We start from the raw sequence: 20625 nt of genomic DNA, 5'->3' as shown, positions 1-20625 counted from the left end.
GGACTATCATAAATCAAGTTTGGAAAAGTTAACAGAATCTGGTCTTCGTAAAGATTGAATTTGAGGTGGAAAATTTATGAGAATTCCCGATAGGGATACAGCTACAAAGTTCTTAATGGAAGCGGAAAGACTCAATCCAGGGAATTGGGTACCCCATTCTTTATTTACTGCTCAAGCTGCTGAGGCGATTGCCAAAGTACATCCTGAGCTTGATAGTGAAGTCGCCTATGTGATGGGATACTTGCATGATATCGGTAGACGGGCTGGAATAACTTATATGCGTCATTCTCTTGATGGGTATCATTTTTTACAGCAACAAGGATACGATGATATTGCAAGGATTTGTATTACCCATTCATTTTGGCTCAAGCACTTAGATGAATATCCTGGTAAGTGGGATTGTTCAGCAGAGGAAATACAGTTTTTAGAATCCTATATAGCATCCATTGAATATAATGAATATGATTGGCTTATTCAGTTGTGCGATTGCCTAGCGCTTCCTACCGGATTTTGCTTACTGGAAAAAAGATTAGTGGATGTTGCCCTTCGATATGGTACGACTAAGCATACTGCAGTCAAATGGAACCTACTGTTTGAAAATAAGGTTAAATTTGAACAAAAGATTGGCAGGTCTATTTATGATTTACTGCCAGGTGTGAGGGAGAATACTTTTAGTTAATAAATAGGAAAAATAACGCGGTTCTAGCTCCTCTTAAAGATGGCAAAAAAAATGGGCACCAGAAAATAATGTCCTAGGGAAGTGAGTTAGCTAAAAGAGAAACTACTCAGAGTCTACCTAGTTAGTAGATTTGAGTAGTTTCTCTTAACTTTGACATAGCGATAAAATAAGAAAAAATTAAAGCTTGCCTCTTTATTTGGAACAAGGTACCTCCGTGTCCCATTAAGTCAGCTTACGATTTATAGATAGGTGGAGCATGAAGCCACCCTCGTTCATCCATAAGTTTTTTTACTGTTGCCCCAAAAATTGTTTTTCTAACAATAATTTTGAAAAAAATTAATCCTACATCAGCACGAATGGACTCTGTAAGCCCTCTTGTAGCATAATTAATTCCAAGAAGAAGGTTAAAAGACATTAGATTGGCAATTTCTTCGTCATTTAATTTTGCTCCATCAGGGATAAGTGGAAAATCTCCAAATGGTCTTGGTGGAGTCCCTTTGGGCAAGGGGACCTTTTCTGCTAGCAGAAAATCTTGTATTTCCTTTGCAATTGGTTGATGAACACTTACCTTTACATCCCATAACTTTTGTTTAAGCTCCTGGTTTTGAGCTAAATTATGGGCTATTTCTTCATTGCGCATCGTTGTCTCACTTATAGCAAGAAAAAACCATAAATTCGTGGCCTCCATAATATTTAAGGGTCTTTTTTCGCCATCTAAAAATGGTTCAAATACATCATGAATAACCTCATAGATATTCATAAAAATCAACTGCCTCCTCATAATATTAACTACCATCTAGTATAGCCAGATTTTGAGCACTCATGTATCTTCATGAACTTCACCGAGAAGCTGGCAGCAGATAGAGAATGTTATTCGCCAAGGGATTGTTCCCACTTCAACATGCCTACAAGTCAATAATATTTTCCATATGTAGCTTGTATGTGTCAGATATGTAACCGAGACTATATAAAAAAAGATGCAAATTTGTTACATAGTTGCACAGTCTTTTTACATATGGATACTACTAGAAAAGTATAAATGTTGCGAAAAATCTATCTTATACAGCAAGGTGAGATAGGTTTTTTAGTTTATCAACATTGTGGCATGCTACTTGCAATATATAGTTTATAATTCACAATAAATTTATTATTGTGAAACTTATAATATTTTGCGAGGAGTGCATTTTGTGAAAATTATTACTGAGGCAGAACTACTTGAAAAGTTTCAGGAATTGAGAGAAGCACAAAGAAAGTTTGCTGCGTTTACACAGGAGCAGGTCGATGAAATCTTTAGACAAGCGGCGATGGCCGCAAACAATGCACGTATTGAACTTGCCAAGCTTGCTGTCGAAGAATCGGGAATGGGCATCGTGGAAGACAAGATTATCAAAAATCACTTTGCATCAGAGTTTATCTACAACAAATTCAAAGATATGAAAACCTGCGGTATCATTGAAAGAGATAGTTCTTTTGGGTTAACTAAAGTGGCAGAACCGTTAGGGGTTGTCGCTGCGGTTATTCCCACTACCAATCCTACGTCTACCGCAATATTTAAATCACTAATTGCACTTAAAACAAGAAATGCTATTCTTTTTTCTCCACATCCAAGAGCCAAGAATTGTACTATAGCAGCTGCGCGAATTGTATATGAGGCAGCAGTAAAAGCAGGTGCCCCAGAAGGAATCATTGGTTGGATTGATGAGCCTTCAATTGAATTAACGAACATAGCGATGAAGGAAGCCGATGTCATTTTGGCTACTGGCGGTCCTGGCATGGTAAAGTCCGCATACTCTTCGGGCAAACCGGCTCTCGGAGTAGGTCCGGGAAATTCACCAGCCATTATTGATGAAACCGCGGATATAAAAATGGCGGTAAGCTCTATTCTTTTGTCAAAAACATTTGATAATGGAATGATTTGTGCTTCTGAACAGTCGATTGTTGTTTTGGAGCAGGTTTATGATGAGGTAAAAGAGGAGCTAGAAAAACGTGGTGCGTATATTCTTAAAGGAGATGAAGTGGCTAAAGTTGGAGCAATCATTCTTAAGAATGGTAATTTAAATGCGGGCATTGTGGGACAGAGCGCATATACCATTGCAGGTCTGGCGGGTATTAACGTTCCCCAAAAAGCCAAAATCCTGGTGGGAGAGGTTGAATCCGTAGAATTGGAAGAACCTTTTTCTCATGAAAAGCTGTCACCGGTACTTGGCATGTACAAGGCTAGCAATTTTACGGAAGCGCTTACAAAAGCTGCTAGGCTGGTTGAATTGGGCGGCTATGGTCATACCTCCATTTTGTATACAAATCCGGACCGTTCGCAGGACAGAATCACTCAAATGGGGGAAATGTTAAAAACCTGCCGTATTTTGATAAATATGCCTTCTTCTCAAGGGGCTATCGGAGATATTTATAACTTTAAACTGGAGCCATCCCTAACCCTTGGCTGTGGATCATGGGGCGGGAACTCTGTATCGGCAAATGTAGGACCTGAGCACTTGATAAATATTAAGAGGGTGGCTGAGAGGAGAGAGAATATGCTTTGGTTTAGAGTTCCTAATAAAATTTACTTTAAATATGGTTGTATTCCGGTTGCACTAAAGGAACTGGCTGATATGAAGAAAAAGAAAGTATTCATTGTAACAGATCAGGTACTTTATGATCTTGGTTTTATTGCCGGAATTGAAAAACTTCTCGCGGAAATGGGTATTGATTACAAGGTGTTTAGTGATGTGCAGCCTGATCCTACGCTAGAAACTGCACGTAAAGGAGCGACGGAAATGACCGCGTATCAACCAGATACTATTATTTCTGTTGGCGGTGGTTCCGCAATGGACGCAGCGAAAATCATGTGGGTATTGTACGAACATCCTCAGCAGAAATTCGAAGATCTAGCTATGCGCTTTATGGATATCAGAAAGAGAGTATATCCCTTCCCTGTAATGGGACAAAAAGCTATGATGATTGCAATACCTACTTCATCAGGGACTGGTTCGGAAGTAACTCCGTTTGCGGTTATAACCGATGAATCCACAGGAAATAAGTATCCGCTGGCTGATTATGAACTAACTCCCAATATAGCTATTATTGATGCGGAAATGATGATGAAAATGCCCAAGGGATTGACGGCTGCATCTGGAATAGATGCGTTAACCCATGCATTAGAGGCCAAAGTGTCTGGAATGGCAACTGAGTATACCAATGGGCTGTGTCTGGAAGCCATAAAATTGATTTTTGAATATCTGCCAATCTGCTATACTGAGGGTCAAACAAATGTTGCAGCCAGAGAAAAAATGGCACACGCTTCTACTTTGGCAGGTATGGCTTTCGCCAACGCCTTCCTAGGAATATGTCATTCTATGGCGCACAAATTGGGCGCACAATACCATATTCCGCATGGGGTTGCCAATGCGTTGCTGATTAATGAAACAATCCGCTTTAATGCTACTGATACACCAACCAAACAGATTTACTTCTCGCAATATAAATACCCAAATGCCAAGGCATCTTATGCAGAAGTTGCCGATGCTTTGAAACTTGGCGGAAAAACAGACGATGAAAAAGTCGAACGCCTAATAAAGGCAATTGATGAGCTGAAAGCTAAAATAAACTTACCTAAGACGATTAAAGAAGCGAAAGTTTCATCAGAGAGCTTCTATGCCTATCTAGATGAACTTTGCGAAAAAGCGTACGATGATCAGTGCACCGGAGCCAATCCCCGCTATCCGTTAATTAGTGAAATTAAGCAAATGTATATAAATACTTTTGAAGGAACAAGCGTTAAAGTCTAAGCACTATAAAAATCAGAAAATAGGACACATTGAATTTCCTCAATGTGTCCTTTCTAATCATATGCATTATTTCAATTCCTAATTTCAAGCTCTTTTATTTTGTACGTATTCATGGATTTTAGCGGCCGCCTTTTTACCAGCGCCCATCGCCAAAATCACGGTAGCAGCTCCGGTTACGATATCGCCGCCAGCAAATACCCCTTCTTTAGAGGTCATTCCATGATCATCGGCTGCGATATTGCCGCGTTTATTCACGTTTAGTCCAGGGGTGGTGCCTTGAACCAGTGGATTGGGACCTTGCCCGATAGCCATCACCACAGTATCTACTTCCAGGTTATAGTTTGAGTCAGGTATAGGAATCGGGGCACGGCGACCTGATGCATCCGGCTCACCCAGCTCCATTTTAATACACTCAATAGCTGTTACCCAACCGTGCTCATCACCGCAAACCCGTACCGGTGCAGTCAGCAGGCAAAAATCGACCCCTTCTTCTATGGCGTGTTCCAGTTCTTCCGCCCGGGCCGGTAGTTCTTCCTCAGAACGACGATAAACGATATAGACCTTTTCGGCTCCCAGACGTAGTGCCGTCCGGGCAGAGTCCATGGCCACATTTCCGCCTCCGATTACCGCCACTGCTTTGCCGACCTGCACAGGGGTTCCAGTTTGCGGAAATTTGTAAGCCTTCATCAGGTTTACCCGGGTGAGAAACTCATTAGCTGAATATACTCCATTTAAATTTTCTCCAGGTATTTCCATAAAATGCGGTAATCCGGCACCTGTACCGATAAACACTGCATCATAGCCTTTATCAGCCAATAACTCATCAATGGTAAAGATTTTACCGATAACGGCGTTGACCACCATCTCAACTCCCAGGTCTTTCAGGGCTGCAATCTCTTTTCGAACAATGTCTTTAGGCAAGCGAAATTCCGGTATTCCATACATTAATACCCCACCTGGGGCATGCAAGGCCTCAAAAACAGTTACCTTATACCCCATACCAGCCAGATCGCCGGCCGCCGTCAAACTGGCTGGGCCAGCACCAATCACCGCTACATTCCCTAATTATTCTGTTGCCTTCAGGTTCTGTTCTTCATGGTTTTGCTGCAGGGCATAATCAGCTGCGAATCGTTCTAGACGCCCAATCCCTACTGGTTCGCCCTTCTTGCCGAGAACGCAGAACTTCTCGCACTGGTCTTCCTGGGGACAGACGCGGCCGCAAACTGCAGGAAGATTATTTTTCTTTTTAATCGTCTTGATGGCAGTGTCAAAGTTGCCTCCTTTAATTTCTTTTATAAACCCGGGAATATCAACCTCTACCGGGCATCCCTTGCGGCATGGCGCAGTTTTGCATTGTAGGCAGCGCGCTGCCTCAAGTTTGGCTATAGCCGCTCCGTATCCAAGGGCGACTTCATCAAAATTGTGGCGGCGAACTTGGGGAGACTGTTCAGGCATTTTATTCTTTAACGATGACATGAGCATCCCCCCTCAAATCGGTGTTCCATTTTCTCGTGCTCGCGATATATCCGCTGCCTGGTCATCAGTCCGTCAAAGTCTACTTCGTGAGCATTAAATTCCGGTCCGTCCACACAGGCAAATTTATTCTGATTAGCCACACTTACCCGGCAGCCCCCACACATTCCCGTCCCATCAACCATGATAGGGTTGAGGCTGACAATGGTGGGGATACCATATGGCCGAGTGACATCAGCCACGCCACGCATCATAATAACCGGACCGATAGCCATTACCAGGGCGATTTTTTCCCCGTCAGCAATCAGTTCTTGCAGGGGATTGATGACCAATCCTTTGCAGCCTTTAGAGCCATCGTCAGTGGTAATATATAGCGTATCGCTTACAGCCGCCATTTCTTTTTCCAGAATCAGGAGATCAGCATTACGAGCGCCAATAATCGATATCACTTTGTTGCCAGCCTCCTTGTAAGCCCGAGCTATGGGATACACTGGGGCGACGCCGATACCGCCGCCGATGCAGACAACAGTACCAAATTGTTTAATATGGGTGGCTTGTCCCAAAGGACCAGCTACATCAAGAATGGTCTCTCCCGTACACAGGGCTCCCAACTGTCGGGAGGTACGCCCTACCTCCTGAAAAATCAGGCTGATGGTTCCGGCCTCACGGTTAAAATCAGCAATAGTCAACGGAATACGCTCCCCATCCTCGTCAATGCGCAGAATAACAAACTGTCCCGGCTGGCACTTGTGAGCAATAAGCGGAGCCTTAATGACAAAGGCCTTTACTCCTGGCGACAATTCTTCTATTTTAGTAACAGTGTACATATGCAAACTCCTTTCGAAAATTCCTAAGAAACACTTACTGCTTGAACTACTTAAATATCTATTACATCGAATCGATATATATTTTCTTGACAACTTCCTTAGTGGCTTCGATGGGTGCCATGCTTAGCAACGCCCCAAGGCTGGGGGTCTCGAAGGCTAGTTTGATCAAGTTGTCAACATCATGTACCGAGAATCCTTCTTCGGATAGGTGCTCTTTGATGCCCGCTTCTGTTAGCCACTGTTTAAGATCTTCATAAACTTTATCGGCTTCGTCTGGAGTTCCTTTAAGTCCGGGTAGAAGGGGAGCCAGGATGTCGGCAAGTATTTTCGCTTTTGCCGGATAAATTTGTTTTACTACTGCCGGTAGTATAATTCCTAAACCAAGGCCATGCGCTAATTCTGGTTTTAGACCGCTGAGCGGATGTTCAAGGGCATGTGTCAAATGAAGAAGACCATTGTCGAAAGAAACACCGGCAATCATCGAAGCGTAGAGCAGATGGTAACGAGCAGTAAGATCAGTAGGATTTTTCCTTGCTAGTGGTAAATATTTGGCAATAATAGCTATTGTTTCTTTGGCCAGCGTGATGGCGAAAGGATTTCCCAGCTTAGTAGTTGCTGCTTCAATAACGTGATTAATGGCGTCTATTGAAACATATGACGTTTGATCGGCTGGTAGCTTTGTCATGAGCGCCGGATCGTCAATGGAATATAGCGGATAAATGCAATCGAAGGCCAGTGCCGGTTTAAAATCTTTTTCAGGAATAGAAACTACCGCAAACCTGTCAACTTCAGTACCCGTACCATGAGTCAAATTGATGGCAATGATGGGAACGGCTTGTTCGACTTCGAATTTAAATTCGCACAGATCCCGCGCTGTTTTATCCGGGTAAGCTAGCAGAATGGCAACACATTTACCAGCATCAATTGGACTGCCTCCACCAATGGCAATAACAGTTGACGCCCCAAAATCACGGGCGATTTCTACCGCTTCATCGACATGGTCAGCTGTAGGATTGGGAGTGATTTTACTATACAGGATATACTCGATCCCTTTTTCGTCGAGGGCTTTTTTCACAACATCCCAAGCACCTGACTTAATATGTGAACCTTTTCCTGTTACAATAACCGTCTTCTTAATTCCCCGCTCAACAAGGATATTGGCAATATCAAACATTTTATTGATTGCGCCCACACCCAAATACGTCGTTGTTTTTGTCCTGATCTCGACTACCTGATTAATGTCAATTTGTTGATCCCACATATTGATTCCCTGCCTTTATATTTTTTTTGCACTATGCATTTACTATAGTAAGCAAGTATCATGCCAATATAGCTCGGAACTGCATCAACTTTCGGACATATAACTATTTACAGGGATTTTGCGCACTGCGGCACTCTTTTACGGTCTTGATTATATGTGAAATATGTAACATTTTCGTCGCCATGGTTACATCATGTATACATTAAAGAAACACTATTGTTACATATGATTTCTGAAAATTCATGCAGGTATAAATATAAATTCAGCGAAACATATTCTTATAAATATCACAGGGGGTGAATCTGCTATGTCTCCAGCTAACAACTACAAGGACGCGGTTCTTCCTGCCTGGAAGAATTTTATCGATGGGAAAAACAGTGGTGTTAAGCTACGCCCACAGGTTAACGAATCTTGGATTCGATGCCGAAAAAACAACGTCAATCCTTATAATGATGCACTCCATCACCAGTTGGACGACGCAGTACTGAATAAGTTATTGGCCGAAAAAGAGGACTTGATCATCATTGCCAAACCTTTTATGGCCAACCTATATGAATTTGTCCGCGGTTCAGGGTTTGTTGTTGTTTTGGCCAATGAACATGGCTGTATTATGGAACTGCTTGGTGATGCCAATACCTTGAATAACCCTTTGACCAATAATTTTTTCCGAGGTGCATCCTGGCAGGAAGCTGAAGCTGGCACTAATGCAATTGGAACTGTAGCTGCAATTCAGTCACCTATCCAGATTTCAGGTGCCGAGCATTACTGCCGGAAACATCACGGATTAACGTGTTCGGCAGCTCCTATTTTCGATAACCGCCGACAGATAATTGGCATATTAGATATTTCCGGCGCTTCGCATATGACCCACTTACACACCCTAGGAATGGCCGTTTCGGCCGCCGAAGCGATTATGGCCCAGATTGACGTTCGACTAAAAAACAGGGAACTGGCTTTTTCAAATAACCGTTTGACCAACATATTCAATACCATCTCGGACGGCGTACTAATGGTTGATGACCAAGGCATTATCAATCAGATAAACCCAGTTGCAAAAGAAATTCTGAGTGGCGCAGCTCAAGACGCATTAGGGATGCCCATTGAACGGCTATTTGGCAGCAAAGCAGCATTGGCACGAAGAATGCTGTATCATAAGGAGCGTTATGAAGATGTCGAACTAATAGTAGACACCAAGAAAGGCACGCTGCATTGTTTTACATCGGGCGAGCCCTTAACTGATGAACAGGGAAAGGTTATCGGCGGGGTAATCATTTTGCGCCCGATTAAGCAAATCCAAAATCTGATTAGTCGCTTAAGCGGCTATAATGCAACCTTGCAATTTGACAATATTATCGGCGAAAGTACCGAAATACTAGAAACAAAACGTGTGGCTTCTCTTGCAGCTACCACCTCGTTCAATATTCTTCTGCAAGGTGAAAGCGGCACGGGCAAAGAGATTTTTGCTCAAGCCATCCATAATCGCAGTGAACAGCAAAATGGCCCCTTTGTGGCGGTAAATTGTGGCGTCATCCCGCGGGAACTAATCGGCAGCGAACTCTTTGGCTATGCCGATGGTGCCTTCACTGGGGCCAAATCTGGAGGAAAACCGGGAAAATTCGAACTAGCCTCCGGCGGCACCCTGTTTCTCGACGAGATTGGTGACATGCCGTTCGAGCAACAAGTAGCGTTACTGAGAGTACTGGAGGAAAAGAAATTGACGCGCATTGGCAGCACCAAGGTGATTCCTGTAAATGTGCGGTTCATCTGTGCAACCAACAAAAATTTATTACACCAGGTGGAAAATGGAGCATTCCGTCAGGACCTTTATTATCGGCTGAATGTTATTTCAATAACTCTGCCACCGCTGCGCAATCGGTCTAAAGACATCCTGTTATTGTTTACCTATTTTTTAGAGAAACTTGGCCGGGACCGGGGACGGAATTTCGTTGTTGGACCTGAATTTATTCAGTTCTTGCAGCAGTATGATTGGCCAGGAAATGTGCGTGAATTGCAAAATATAGTTGAACGGGCTATAAGCTTGACCGAGACGGAAATAATTACTTTGTCTGATCTTCCCTCGGAGATCTATATGTCCCCAAAAGCAGCTCATCATCCGGCACCTTTGCCTTCTCAGACTTTGGATGTTACTGCCATTCGCAAGCAGCAGCGACAGCTAATGAAAGAAACTGAACAACAGCATATTTTTGCCATGTTGTCAAAACACGGTGGTAATGTCAGTGCGGCAGCCCGGGAACTAGAAATTGCCCGCAAAACTCTGTACCGTAAAATGCAATCCTGAAAAATGTCCTTATGATGTGACCATGCTTAAAACGCAAGTCCTAAGGGTTTGCGTAGTCCTTCTACCCGGACTTGGGGCTGTGAAGCCCCGGCTACTCGATCCGCGTCTCATGAGATTTGCAAATAATTATGAAGATTTATCTAGCGACAAGTAGTATGTCGACAGTTTTTGAATTTTGACGTATTCCCAGTGAGATAATATTTCATATAAGTAAGTCAAGTCAGAAAAAGAGGAGGATTGTATGGATACAACAAACGACAGTAACAAATACCCCAACAGTGTAACAGTATTCATTGAAATTCATGCTAAAGATGGCGAAGAAGAGGTTGCACGAAAGGTTTTTACGACAACGATAGCGACAACGGAAAAGCCTGGGCTCTTGAGCTATGAAATCTTTGAAGACAGCAATGACCCCGGGACTTTTTACTCAACCCAAGAGTGGGAAAATGTAGAAGCCTTTCATGCTCATATGAGTGCTGCAAAATCCGGGCTAAAAGAGGCTACTGCAATGTTGCGGGATGCGCCTAGGACTAGCATCCTTAAACGTATCGGACGATCAGCCCTGTAATCCTGCCCGATAGTAGAACAAGTGATTTGGCGTTGAATATGGTCTACCATCAGATATTTTTGGGGTCAGACTTGACTTGTTGGAAATTGACTTAATTTTGTAATAGTAATAAGTCAATTATTTTAACAAGTCAAGCCTGACCCCGGAGATTTTCCCTATTGATTCAGGAAGCAACTCAACTTCTTGTAGATATACTGGACAAAAATCCCAAGAACCACGCTCGTTTCACCACAGAATTGGTGGGTATGCTAAATCAATAGCTGGCCCAGTTGTCACATCGACAAAATGCTGACTAGAGTATGTCCACAATAACGCAAAGGAGGTGGACGATTATATATATTGGTTTCATTGAAGAATTCTAAAAGTAGCTGATCTATCTGTTTTAATAAATATTGATTATATAAGAATAAAAATGATATAATTGGGTTTCAACAATGACACTCTCCTTTTAGATAGTTTTGTGTTATAAGTGAACTCAATTATACCAAAAAAGGGTTGCATTGGTTTTTTTTGTATAAAAAACAATGCAACCCTTGATATATAAAGAGAAAATCTAAAAAACAGTGTTAAAAATTTTACACTAACGGATTAATTAGAGGAGGATACATTATGAAAATTTCAAAAAAAGATGCATTGATATGGTTTGAATTTTTTTCAATATTGCCAGAGGAAGAGGAACTTATGATAAAACAACAAGAAATCATTTACGCTACCTTTGCGCAACTTGAGGCAGCGATCGATCATAGAAATGATACGTTAATGTCTGAAATTAGAAGTTTAAAAACTTTGGAGAATAGAACTTTTTTTGTGGGGAATGAAAGTAAATTCTCAAAAGGCTGTCGTTCTTGTTTGTTAGGCACTGGACTCAGTGCAATTAGGAAAACGAACAAATGTAACATAGAGTGTAAGTTCTGTTATAATTATGGAGAACTAGAAGATATTCCTCCAGTTGGCGAAGGTATGTGGGAAATTGGAGGAACAAAATTTTATGAGAAGGATATTGATTTACTTCTTTCCATCCACCAGAAACCCACTGGCATTTCCTACGTTTATTTGGAGCCATTCATGGAAATTGAAAAATACTATTCGGTAATAAAGAAATTTAGTGATGCTCAAATTTATCAACATCTATATACAAATGGTACTTTAGCTACGGAAGAGACATTGAAAGCATTAGGTGAAGCCGGTCTTAACGAGATACGTTTCAACTTGGGTGCTGCCAGATGTTCAGACAAAGTTATTGAAAATATTGGAATAGCGAAAAAATATATTAAAAATGTAGGTATTGAAACTCCAATGACTCCTGAGTTTTTCGAAGCTTTTTTTAAGAAAAAGCAAGCAATCTTAGAGACAAAACTCGATTTTATCAATTGTGCAGAATTACATTTAAATGAGAATAACATAGGCAATTATTATGGGGAAAATATGTATATTTCCAGACATGGCTATATATCTCCAATTTGGAGTAGGGAATTAACTATGAAATTCATGAAAATAGCCGATGAAGATAAGTGGAATTTAGTAGTACATGATTGCTCAAACTATACAAAATTTGCTAGAGATTTAAATTTGAGCAGCAAAGAGGGTAAGTGGTTCGGAGCCAGTAATTATGCCGGTGAGTTTTCCAGGATTCCATACGAAGCATTTTTACCAATACTGCGTGATGACAATTTCAAATTTTTAAGTGAAGAAGAATTGCCCGACGGCTATAAACCAGGAGAGATGATTTTGTAGAGAGTCTTGTCAATTATGAGTGTTGTATTGCTTCTTTTAACCACTCTAATATAATTGACAACAGTCTTACAGAATGCAATTTATAAGAAAGGTGGTAGATTTATGAAAGATATTACTGTACTTGTAACGGATTGGTGCCCTCATTGTAAAAGAGCAATTAATTGGATTGATGAAGTAAGGCGAGAGAAACCGGAATATAAAGACATTAATGTAGAAATCATTGATGAAGAGAAGACGCCTGCAATTGCAAAGCAATACGATTACTATTATGTTCCAACTTACTATGTAGGAAATCATAAAGCTTTTGAAGGTGGCACTACTAAAGACATTGTACGTAAAGTGTTTGATGAAGCTAGTAAAACAGATATTTAACTGACAACCTCTAATACCGCTCTTGCTGACTCTTAAAAATAGGGGTGTCGCAGATGAAAAACCCGTGAATTCGCGGATTCTTGGTTATTGTTTAACCTCAGTTTTAGCGAGGCTATAAATCTTTTGAGTTCCCCATTTGGTAATCAGTCCGATGGCTACGTAGATTGGAAATCCGTAAGCAGGAACCCATTTTAAAGGGACGTAGAGTTCCAGCCATATAAGTATGGGCTCACCAATCCAGGTGAATGTACCTGCAGCAATTGCTATTGCTATTAGATATTGTTTCCAATCTTTATAAGTTTGATAGATAAGCATGTATGTAACTGGTAGGACTGAAAAATTCACCTCTTCAAATCGCGGGAAGAGTGGGAAAATCTCGACTAGATAGGTCCACATGCCGAGTTCGTATCCGATATGATCAAATGTTTCAGAAATAATCATTACCCATGAGCCAAATAGCAGCGTTTCGGGTAAATGCTTTTTATCAACCATTTTTATAAAAACAATCCAGGGTAGGATTAGTATTGTTAGCAGCAGCCACCACTGCCAGGTAAACAGGTCGAGGTATCGCCATTCATAGATATCAAGACGGGTGATTTCTAGGGTTAATTCAAGGACTCGATTTGCGATTTCCCGATTATCCAAGCAACGATCCACTCCTTAGGATAAATAATTATTTAACCTCGTTTCTTTTATCTTTCCCCAAATCCCAATATATATTTTCCAAAATCGTGATAAGCGGCTAGTGGTGTTACCAGGTACGGTTGAACCTGGGGGATCACTATAGCTTTATGACATTGGTCTGCCGTCCCCGCGATTACTTATAATGTTATTTGACTACTGCTTGTGCAATATGGGCATATTTGCGTCCTTGCAAGTAACGTCTTTGGATCTCTGCTTGATTCAAATTCTCATGAAGGTGAAGTCCCAAGTTGGCGAGATCTGAGGCTAGCATTGATGGATCAAAGCCGGTTTTCATTGGCTCACCCGCCGCCTGCACTTGCGCCAGCTCTTCTTGTATTTGTGTATCGGTTTTTTGTGCGTCGAATATATCGATATCAAAATAATCAAAAACAATCCTACTGCCAGTAGGCGCGATAGTGGCAATAGTGCGCAAAGTTGCGAATACTTCCTCACGGGTCAAGTACATAGTGACACCAAGCCAACTAAAGAAGCTTTTAACCTGAGGGTTATAGGATGATTTTTTTAGTGCTGCAGCCAAGCTCTCTTGCGTAAAATCCATTGGAATAAAGTTGAGTTGTGTTGGAACTGCCCAACCTAATTCCTTAATACGTTGTGTTTTAAAGTTTTGCGTATTCGGATGGTCGATCTCGAAGACTTGAAGGTTTACTAATATATCCGAACGTCGAAATGCGAATGTATCCAATCCTGCTCCGAGTATTACATACTGTTGTGTACCTTGTTTGATAGCCGCTTCGAGAGTTTCCTCGGTATATCGTGAACGGCTTAGAAGGTTAGAGCGACTGTTCATTGCTCGTGCTACTAACTTTAATGCAGTCGCTTGATCGGGAAGTGATGCGGCGATTCGGGGGCTTTTAGCTGAAGGTGTTTGGTTAGCCCTTCTTCTATAAGTAAGCGATTTTCGTCGGGAATAATTTGATCGGCTAAAAAGTCATCAAAAATTTTGGGTTCATCATATTTGGCGTGATAGGCACGAAGATAGGCGCACATTATTGCCGTAAGACTGAATTGATTTTCTTGCATTTGAATATCCTCCTTTAGAACCATATCCTGAAAGTTTTGACGGATTATCGTTCTAAAAAAAGCATATCAACTTGACATATGTTTGTCAAGTTGATAATATTCCATTATATCACATAAAATATTATTTGTCAATCGTTGTTTTCGGCAATAAATGTGGTTATAAACGGATATCTGTTAAAAAATATAAAATATCAATAAATAGCTATCAAATCATGAACCGTAAACCGTCACCTGACTCATAAAAATTAGCATTTATTGTGATTTTCCTTCAAGGTATAGGGTACCATCGCTCTGCAACTCCGCAAAGAAGATATCAGCAAATGAATGGTAGCCCGCCTTGTTAATCTCCTCCAAAACCCATTCTTTAGTGAGGTTAATTTCTTTCAGATTTTTTGTTACCAACTGGCCGTCAACAATGAGTTCTGTAGGTAGATATAACCGCGGAGATGGGGTTATGTTGAGATCCATTCTTGTGATTCCCTCAAGTTGTGACTTTTTCAATATGCTGAGTTCCCCATTGGGCTCAAGAATAGCATAGTCTACATCCTTTATGGAAAAGACATTATTTGTTCTTAGCATCATACTAAGATCATCCATATTGAGTCGATGGCTGGCTAGTTCTTTTGCATTATTTGTCCCCGATTTATGATGATTGTCGGCTCACCGTCTAATGCAACTCGTATCGTAGGGGATTTAAGGCTGGCATATTCGACCGCAAAGGTCATAATTGCCCAGATGGTGAGGCCAGCAAGTCCATCTGCGATTGCAACATCTTTATGTACGACCATATCGCCGGCGATATTACCCATTGCAATTCCAGTTATATATGTAAAGTAGGTCAGCTGTCCGAGCTGTTTCTTACCTAAAATTCTAGTAAGAGACAATAAAAAGACAAAGCCAATTACGGTTCGTAAAGACGTTTCCATAACTGATTCCATTCAGTCACCCTCCGATAGACAAACATTTTCTATATGTTATGAGCCTTTACTCGTTGTAAAGGCTTTACATAGTAGCTATTTAACTAGTCTGTTGTATATCTTGATTAGAATAGTTTTCCTGAACCGTACCAAGGCGACTGTTTAATTGAGCAATGTGTCTGACCGGACGAATTGAGCATAAGATCCTTGAGCGGATTTGGCCGTAGCTAGCGCCTTTTGCAAATCTTGTTGTACAGTCATGCAATTTCCCTCCAGTTATATGTATTACAGTTATTATTTGAAGTCAGGGTATTTGGTATACTAGAAATTTAAATCTCATATTGGTACTGGTACCGATACTCTAGCACTCCCTACCTTAAGGGGTCGAACGTATCGCCAAAACTCCTGCAAAGCAGCCTAGCCTTGCAGGAGTTTTGTATGTTTATGGGAAATAAAATAATGATAAATATTCAAATCGCTAAAGTGAGACGAAGAACCGTCACCTGACTCGTATTATCTAGTCTGGTCAATATGTTGACAAAAAAAGAAATGCTCATTTGAAAGATATGAAATTCTAAGAAATCAAGAGAAAATAGAAGTATTTTTAAGATTATTTAAAGAGGAGTGATAAGTATGAAAACTATTGGTTTGATTGGTGGATTAAGCTGGGAATCGTCGGCTGTATATTATCGTATAATTAACGAATTAGTTAGAGATAAAGTGGGGAGTACCCATTCAGCAAAAAGCATAATGTACTCCGTTGATTTCGCGGAATTTGAAAAGCTGCAGCATCAAGGAGATTGGGATAAGCTTACTGAATTAATGATTGACGCGGGGATGCGCTTGAAAAAAGGTGGTGCAGATTTTATGGTCATATGTACGAATACGATGCATAAAATGGCAGATGCGGTTGAAAGTCAAGTAGGCATTCCTTTATTGCACATTGCAGATACCGCTGCGGATGAAGTGAAGAGAAGGGGATTGCGTAAAGTCGCTCTACTAGGAACAAAATTTACTATGGAACAAGACTTTTATAAAGGACGTTTAGCCCAAAAACACGGTATTGAGGTGGTTATACCAGATCAAGATGAGCGTGAAGTGATTCACTCTATTATTTACCATGAATTGGTATTGGGTAAAATATTGGAATCGTCGCGTGAAGCGTTTGTAAAAATCATGGAGCACATGCATAACATTGGAGCAGAAGGTATTGTATTGGGGTGCACAGAAATTCCTCTATTAATTAGCCAAAAAGATAGTATAGTGCCAATTTTCGATACGACTCAAATACATGCTACAGCTGCAGTTGAATTTTCATTGAGATAGTTAACTTCTTTTTGAAAAGGCGGTGTCGACAATTCAACCAAGGCTGGTGTCAATAACCCCGTCCCCTTGAGTTTTTATTTATCATCGTCTTCTTGTTTGTCTAACGGCTTAAATGCCGGATGCATCAAGGTATTTCCTAAAGGACTAGCCTTTTCTTCACGAGCTGCATTTTGAACCTGTATGACCAAATGAAAGGCTGCGCGAGAGAGGGCTGCCGTAAGATACGAAGTGATAAAACCAATTAAGTAGGTCCATTTCATTAATTGTATGATGTCGAGTACAGAAAGTATGTGTACAACGATCACGGAGAGGAAGAATGTTCCTACAGTATTCCAGATGAAGAACTGTCGCCAATTAGGACTATATTGTTGTACAAGCATGTAGGTGAGCGGTACTAAAGTCCAGTCTCGAAGGAAAACACTTGTTAAGAATGGTGCTAGTCGAACCTTGTAATACCATAGTCCTGCTGTTGTTCCGTAAAGATCAGTAAGACTCGTCATAACAGTGACTAGAGAACCATAAAATAATAGATAAGCCAGCCGCGTTTTATCCGTAAGCCGATACCAAACAATATAAGCTATTATGATGGTTGCTACAAGGCCCCAATACTTCGGGGTGGTTATGGCAATTTTCCATTGGGCAAGTAATATATTCCACATATCGGCCCTTAGCTGGTATAGCATGTAGTTTGCATCCATGACCTAACCTCCATATTACATATTATTATGATTAGTTTAATCAAATTAATTTAATAAATTCAATTAAAAATTGTTGTAGAAAATCGCCGTGTCGAACCCCTGTCCATGCAATGAGCATAGAGAATAGACCAATAGTTAGAGCTGATCAAAAAAGCAATATATACGACAAACTCCTGCAAAGCGGCCTAGCCTTGCAGGAGTTTTGTATTTTAATGGTAAATAGGATAGAAATATGGGGCTAATATTTTGGACGGAGCCTCAGAAACTGATTGTGTGTTTAAGCTCCGAGAGCGAGTCCGGGATTTAGCCCAAGAGATGATTGACTTGACGAAAAAAATGCCGCCAACATTAGAAAAAGAATTAGAAGAGTTAGTAAAATAATAATTATATACATAAGGGGTGGGTGCCATGATTGTACAGGAAGTGGTAGATCTTCTGCAAGCTGAGGTTGTGGCTGGTATTGGGAAATGTGATAATGAGATTAGCGGCGGTTATGCCTCTGACTTATTAAGTTATGTTATGGGTCAAGGGAAAAATGGTAATGTTTGGGTTACTATGCAGGGACATCAAAATATTGTGGCTATAGCATCCTTACTGGGCTTGTCTGCAATAGTTGTTGCTGGTGATGTGAAGCCTGAGACGGAAACGATTAGTAAGGCTGAGTCGGAAGGGATACCGCTACTCATTACGACCCTGTCAGTTTTTGCCGTATCAGGTTTATTGTACGGAAAGGGTGTTAGTGGGGCAGATGCGTCAGTTTGTGGCTGATCTCCATGTGCATTCTGTATTGTCACCGTGCGCAGCGGTAGAGATGACGCCAAGGAGTATTGTTTGGCATGCGGCTAAGCATGGTATTGATATTGTGGCCATTACTGATCATAATGCTTGTGATAATGTGGTAGCAGTCTTTGAGGCGGCAAAAGGTACAAATGTTGTAATTTTGCCAGGCATGGAAGTTGAGACAGAAGAAGAAGTCCATATGATTGTATTATTTGAAAAAATGCGCCAATTTAAAGTGTGAGAATAATTTGTCAAATTGCATATGTCTGGACAATTAAATGCGAAAAACGTTTTGGCCCACAGTTGATCGTGGACGCGGAAGATGAGTTAATTTGGAATAAAACCTGAGATGTTGGCAGAAGTATGTGAAAAAGTTAACTGTATTGGCGGAATATGTATTGCCAGTCATGTGGTAGACCTGCAAACAGCTTAATAACACAGCTCAGTTTTATTCCACCTGATGTGGGGCTTGCTGCAGTAGCGGTTTCGCGGCTGACCAATCCTAGTGAGGCCATAAAACGTTTTCCTGCAATTGGTAACTTGCCAATAGTGACATCATCTGACGCTCATACTATAAACGACTTTCTGAGTGGTCCTAGAACGGTATTTTATATAAATGAACCAACATTGTCTTAAATACAGCAGGCATTAAAGGGGAAAAATTTGCGAAAGGTGGTGAGACAGTAACCTGGTCGTCAGCAATTATTGATAACTTTTCATAAGGAGGAATAAAATGAACAGCAACCAATCGACATGCTGCTGTGGCGGCAAAAATAACCAATTCAACAATTTGGATGAAATTTTAAAGAAGTATCAGGGAGTAAAGGGGTCATTGATTCCAGTATTACAAGACGCGCAAAAAGCGTATGGCTATTTGCCAAAAGAAGTACTTGAAAATATGGCAGAAAAAATGGACATTCCCATAAGCGAAATTTATGGTGTTGTTACGTTCTATTCGCAGTTTCATCTTAAACCCCGGGGTAAAAACATTATTCGCGTCTGCCAGGGAACTGCTTGTCATGTGCGTGGTGCAAAGACGATTTTACAAGAAATTGAGGATAAGTTAAAAATTCAAGCAGGTGGTACTACAACTGATTTACTGTTTACATTAGAAACAGTAGCGTGTATTGGTGCATGTGGCTTGGCACCAGTATTGATGATTAATGATAATACCTATGGTCGTCTCACACCAGAGAGTATACCAGAAATTCTTGCTAAGTATAGGTAAGCATGATGCGCGAATTATCGCTACATATTCTTGATTTAGTGCAAAATGCAATTGAGGCAGGTGCGAATAAGGTTCTGTTAGACATCGTTGAAGATATGTCGGAGATGGATACTTTACTGATTCGGGTGATTGATAACGGTCAGGGTATGGACGATGATACTTGTCAGAAGGTTATTGATCCATTTGTTACTAGCAGAACTACGCGTCGTGTAGGCCTCGGTTTACCATTAATCGATATGTCGACCAAACGTTGCGCAGGGTATTTGACAATAGTCTCGACACCAGGCTCTGGTGCAGTAGTTGAAGCCTTATATAAGCATAGTCACTGGGACCGCCCGCCACTTGGTAATATTGTGGAAACTGTTAAGTCAATTATAATTGCCCATCCAGAGCTTAATTTCAGTTATAGCCATACTGTTGAAAAGAATGTTTTTTCGATGGTAACCCAGGAACTTACTGAAATTTTGGGAAATATTTCGCTCACCCAGCCAGACGTGCTTATTTGGTTGCATGAGTACCTAACTCAAAATGTAATGAATTTATACAATTCACGGAATTTGTATGGAGGTGTACAAGATGAAAACAATTGAGGATTTAAAACGTTTACGCGAACAAGTTCAGACTCAGACCAGGGTGCGTCAGGAAAGCAGCAAACAAATTATCGTTGGCATGGGGACTTGCGGCATCGCAGCAGGTGCTAGAGAAGTGATGTCAGCGATTTTAGATGAGATTGCTAAACGTAGATTAGAAGATGTGATGGTACGGCAAATTGGCTGTATTGGTGTGTGTGAAAAAGAGGTACTGATTGATGTTGTGCTTCCAGGTCAGCCTCGTATTACTTATGGCCGAGTTACAGCAACAGATATTCCTAAAATTATCGTTGAACATGTGATTCAGGGCCATATTGTCAAGGAACTTGTTGTCGGGAAAATTACAGAATAACTCTTGGGAGT

At 41.0% G+C, this 20625-nt stretch carries 22 protein-coding genes and 1 pseudogene; 13 read left to right on the top strand and 10 right to left on the bottom strand.

Going from position 1 to position 20625, the window contains the following annotated elements; genetic code table 11:
* The first annotated feature begins 76 nt into the window (after positions 1 to 76).
* Positions 77 to 679 carry an HD domain-containing protein gene (locus JBW_RS20110; protein ID WP_007953275.1) on the top strand — a complete coding sequence of 201 codons (603 nt, stop codon included), beginning with the start codon at positions 77 to 79 and terminating at the stop codon, positions 677 to 679.
* Between the two features lie 232 nt (positions 680 to 911).
* Here the strand turns inward: JBW_RS20110 and JBW_RS20105 are convergent, their stop codons facing one another.
* Positions 912 to 1439, bottom strand: coding sequence for a DUF3231 family protein (locus JBW_RS20105; RefSeq protein ID WP_007953273.1), 528 nt, complete (start codon positions 1437 to 1439; stop codon positions 912 to 914).
* Between the two features lie 427 nt (positions 1440 to 1866).
* Between JBW_RS20105 and adhE the strand changes: the two genes are divergently transcribed.
* Positions 1867 to 4464, top strand: a complete 2598-nt coding sequence (adhE, locus tag JBW_RS20100) for a bifunctional acetaldehyde-CoA/alcohol dehydrogenase (RefSeq protein WP_007953271.1) — start codon at positions 1867 to 1869, stop codon at positions 4462 to 4464.
* 84 nt (positions 4465 to 4548) lie between these two features.
* Here adhE and gltA read toward each other — a convergent pair.
* From gltA to JBW_RS20085, 3 genes and pseudogenes are all read right to left on the bottom strand, one after another.
* Positions 4549 to 5946: pseudogene (gene gltA / locus JBW_RS20095) on the bottom strand (NADPH-dependent glutamate synthase).
* Positions 5928 to 6764 (bottom strand): sulfide/dihydroorotate dehydrogenase-like FAD/NAD-binding protein, encoded by an 837-nt coding sequence (locus JBW_RS20090; RefSeq protein WP_007953265.1) that lies wholly within the window; start codon positions 6762 to 6764, stop codon positions 5928 to 5930. The pseudogene gltA and the gene JBW_RS20090 overlap by 19 nt, the downstream one beginning before the upstream one ends.
* Before the next feature lie 61 nt (positions 6765 to 6825).
* On the bottom strand, positions 6826 to 8025 hold the full coding sequence (locus JBW_RS20085) for an iron-containing alcohol dehydrogenase (protein ID WP_007953262.1): 1200 nt from the start codon (positions 8023 to 8025) through the stop codon (positions 6826 to 6828).
* A gap of 307 nt (positions 8026 to 8332) precedes the next feature.
* Between JBW_RS20085 and JBW_RS20080 the strand changes: the two genes are divergently transcribed.
* The 4 genes from JBW_RS20080 (at position 8333) to JBW_RS20065 (ending at position 12998) form a co-directional block, all read left to right on the top strand.
* On the top strand, positions 8333 to 10324 hold the full coding sequence (locus JBW_RS20080) for a sigma-54-dependent Fis family transcriptional regulator (RefSeq protein ID WP_007953261.1): 1992 nt from the start codon (positions 8333 to 8335) through the stop codon (positions 10322 to 10324).
* Between the two features lie 241 nt (positions 10325 to 10565).
* Positions 10566 to 10892: a putative quinol monooxygenase gene (locus JBW_RS20075; protein ID WP_007953259.1), complete on the top strand. Its 327-nt coding sequence runs from the start codon at positions 10566 to 10568 to the stop codon at positions 10890 to 10892.
* Positions 10893 to 11501: 609 nt separating this feature from the next.
* Positions 11502 to 12626, top strand: a complete 1125-nt coding sequence (locus JBW_RS20070) for a radical SAM protein (protein WP_007953257.1) — start codon at positions 11502 to 11504, stop codon at positions 12624 to 12626.
* A 102-nt stretch (positions 12627 to 12728) separates the two neighbouring features.
* A complete protein-coding gene (locus JBW_RS20065; RefSeq protein WP_007953255.1) occupies positions 12729 to 12998 on the top strand; it encodes a thioredoxin family protein in 270 nt (89 codons plus the stop codon).
* Between the two features lie 84 nt (positions 12999 to 13082).
* On the opposite strand, the gene JBW_RS20060 is transcribed toward JBW_RS20065, so the two are convergent.
* The 5 genes from JBW_RS20060 to JBW_RS25455 all read right to left on the bottom strand — a co-directional run bounded on the left by JBW_RS20060 (position 13083) and on the right by JBW_RS25455 (position 15661).
* Complete coding sequence (locus JBW_RS20060; RefSeq protein WP_007953254.1) at positions 13083 to 13643, bottom strand: CBO0543 family protein; 561 nt, start codon at positions 13641 to 13643, stop codon at positions 13083 to 13085.
* Between the two features lie 184 nt (positions 13644 to 13827).
* Complete coding sequence (locus JBW_RS20055) at positions 13828 to 14490, bottom strand: class I SAM-dependent methyltransferase (RefSeq protein WP_007953253.1); 663 nt, start codon at positions 14488 to 14490, stop codon at positions 13828 to 13830.
* Positions 14491 to 14507: 17 nt separating this feature from the next.
* Complete coding sequence (locus JBW_RS25465; protein ID WP_007953252.1) at positions 14508 to 14723, bottom strand: hypothetical protein; 216 nt, start codon at positions 14721 to 14723, stop codon at positions 14508 to 14510.
* Positions 14724 to 14975: 252 nt separating this feature from the next.
* Positions 14976 to 15320, bottom strand: coding sequence for a DUF421 domain-containing protein (locus JBW_RS25460; protein ID WP_200897061.1), 345 nt, complete (start codon positions 15318 to 15320; stop codon positions 14976 to 14978).
* A 17-nt stretch (positions 15321 to 15337) separates the two neighbouring features.
* Positions 15338 to 15661 (bottom strand): DUF421 domain-containing protein, encoded by a 324-nt coding sequence (locus JBW_RS25455; protein WP_007953250.1) that lies wholly within the window; start codon positions 15659 to 15661, stop codon positions 15338 to 15340.
* Between the two features lie 612 nt (positions 15662 to 16273).
* On the opposite strand from JBW_RS25455, the gene JBW_RS20045 reads away from it, so the two are divergent.
* Positions 16274 to 16966, top strand: a complete 693-nt coding sequence (locus tag JBW_RS20045) for an aspartate/glutamate racemase family protein (protein ID WP_007953248.1) — start codon at positions 16274 to 16276, stop codon at positions 16964 to 16966.
* 74 nt (positions 16967 to 17040) lie between these two features.
* On the opposite strand, the gene JBW_RS20040 is transcribed toward JBW_RS20045, so the two are convergent.
* Positions 17041 to 17664 carry a CBO0543 family protein gene (locus tag JBW_RS20040; RefSeq protein ID WP_007953247.1) on the bottom strand — a complete coding sequence of 208 codons (624 nt, stop codon included), beginning with the start codon at positions 17662 to 17664 and terminating at the stop codon, positions 17041 to 17043.
* Between the two features lie 408 nt (positions 17665 to 18072).
* Between JBW_RS20040 and JBW_RS20035 the strand changes: the two genes are divergently transcribed.
* From JBW_RS20035 to JBW_RS20015, 6 genes are all read left to right on the top strand, one after another.
* Positions 18073 to 18432, top strand: coding sequence for a hypothetical protein (locus JBW_RS20035; protein ID WP_007953241.1), 360 nt, complete (start codon positions 18073 to 18075; stop codon positions 18430 to 18432).
* Positions 18413 to 18685 (top strand): PHP domain-containing protein, encoded by a 273-nt coding sequence (locus tag JBW_RS25860; protein ID WP_235334067.1) that lies wholly within the window; start codon positions 18413 to 18415, stop codon positions 18683 to 18685. The genes JBW_RS20035 and JBW_RS25860 overlap by 20 nt, the downstream gene beginning before the upstream one ends.
* Positions 18686 to 18837: 152 nt before the next feature.
* A complete protein-coding gene (locus tag JBW_RS25855; protein ID WP_235334065.1) occupies positions 18838 to 19080 on the top strand; it encodes a hypothetical protein in 243 nt (80 codons plus the stop codon).
* 97 nt (positions 19081 to 19177) lie between these two features.
* Positions 19178 to 19672, top strand: a complete 495-nt coding sequence (gene nuoE / locus JBW_RS20025; RefSeq protein WP_007953238.1) for an NADH-quinone oxidoreductase subunit NuoE — start codon at positions 19178 to 19180, stop codon at positions 19670 to 19672.
* 2 nt (positions 19673 to 19674) lie between these two features.
* Positions 19675 to 20262: an ATP-binding protein gene (locus JBW_RS20020; protein ID WP_235334064.1), complete on the top strand. Its 588-nt coding sequence runs from the start codon at positions 19675 to 19677 to the stop codon at positions 20260 to 20262.
* Entirely contained in the window at positions 20249 to 20614 is a 366-nt protein-coding gene (locus tag JBW_RS20015) for a (2Fe-2S) ferredoxin domain-containing protein (RefSeq protein WP_007953236.1), read from the top strand. The genes JBW_RS20020 and JBW_RS20015 overlap by 14 nt, the downstream gene beginning before the upstream one ends.
* Positions 20615 to 20625 lie beyond the last annotated feature (11 nt).

The sequence above is a fragment of the Pelosinus fermentans JBW45 genome (assembly GCF_000271665.2).
Lineage (GTDB): Bacteria > Bacillota > Negativicutes > DSM-13327 > DSM-13327 > Pelosinus > Pelosinus baikalensis.
The sequence above is the reverse complement of the archived record's forward strand: the minus strand, read 5'-3'. Positions and strand labels throughout refer to the sequence as shown.

Bases quoted from the DNA above. Each gene is read 5' to 3' on its own strand.
- JBW_RS20070 (WP_007953257.1), top strand. From the start codon at position 11,502: ATGAAAATTTCAAAAAAAGATGCATTGATATGGTTTGAATTTTTTTCA.
- JBW_RS20020 (WP_235334064.1), top strand. From the start codon at position 19,675: ATGATGCGCGAATTATCGCTACATATTCTTGATTTAGTGCAAAATGCA.
- JBW_RS20085 (WP_007953262.1), bottom strand. From the start codon at position 8,025: ATGTGGGATCAACAAATTGACATTAATCAGGTAGTCGAGATCAGGACA.
- JBW_RS20075 (WP_007953259.1), top strand. From the start codon at position 10,566: ATGGATACAACAAACGACAGTAACAAATACCCCAACAGTGTAACAGTA.
- JBW_RS25460 (WP_200897061.1), bottom strand. From the start codon at position 15,320: ATGGATGATCTTAGTATGATGCTAAGAACAAATAATGTCTTTTCCATA.
- JBW_RS25455 (WP_007953250.1), bottom strand. From the start codon at position 15,661: ATGGAATCAGTTATGGAAACGTCTTTACGAACCGTAATTGGCTTTGTC.
- nuoE (WP_007953238.1), top strand. From the start codon at position 19,178: ATGAACAGCAACCAATCGACATGCTGCTGTGGCGGCAAAAATAACCAA.
- JBW_RS20080 (WP_007953261.1), top strand. From the start codon at position 8,333: ATGTCTCCAGCTAACAACTACAAGGACGCGGTTCTTCCTGCCTGGAAG.
- JBW_RS20065 (WP_007953255.1), top strand. From the start codon at position 12,729: ATGAAAGATATTACTGTACTTGTAACGGATTGGTGCCCTCATTGTAAA.
- JBW_RS20090 (WP_007953265.1), bottom strand. From the start codon at position 6,764: ATGTACACTGTTACTAAAATAGAAGAATTGTCGCCAGGAGTAAAGGCC.
- JBW_RS20055 (WP_007953253.1), bottom strand. From the start codon at position 14,490: ATGAACAGTCGCTCTAACCTTCTAAGCCGTTCACGATATACCGAGGAA.
- JBW_RS20110 (WP_007953275.1), top strand. From the start codon at position 77: ATGAGAATTCCCGATAGGGATACAGCTACAAAGTTCTTAATGGAAGCG.
- JBW_RS20105 (WP_007953273.1), bottom strand. From the start codon at position 1,439: ATGAATATCTATGAGGTTATTCATGATGTATTTGAACCATTTTTAGAT.
- JBW_RS20035 (WP_007953241.1), top strand. From the start codon at position 18,073: ATGATTGTACAGGAAGTGGTAGATCTTCTGCAAGCTGAGGTTGTGGCT.
- JBW_RS25860 (WP_235334067.1), top strand. From the start codon at position 18,413: ATGCGTCAGTTTGTGGCTGATCTCCATGTGCATTCTGTATTGTCACCG.
- JBW_RS20040 (WP_007953247.1), bottom strand. From the start codon at position 17,664: ATGGATGCAAACTACATGCTATACCAGCTAAGGGCCGATATGTGGAAT.
- JBW_RS20045 (WP_007953248.1), top strand. From the start codon at position 16,274: ATGAAAACTATTGGTTTGATTGGTGGATTAAGCTGGGAATCGTCGGCT.
- JBW_RS25855 (WP_235334065.1), top strand. From the start codon at position 18,838: ATGTATTGCCAGTCATGTGGTAGACCTGCAAACAGCTTAATAACACAG.
- JBW_RS25465 (WP_007953252.1), bottom strand. From the start codon at position 14,723: ATGCAAGAAAATCAATTCAGTCTTACGGCAATAATGTGCGCCTATCTT.
- JBW_RS20015 (WP_007953236.1), top strand. From the start codon at position 20,249: ATGAAAACAATTGAGGATTTAAAACGTTTACGCGAACAAGTTCAGACT.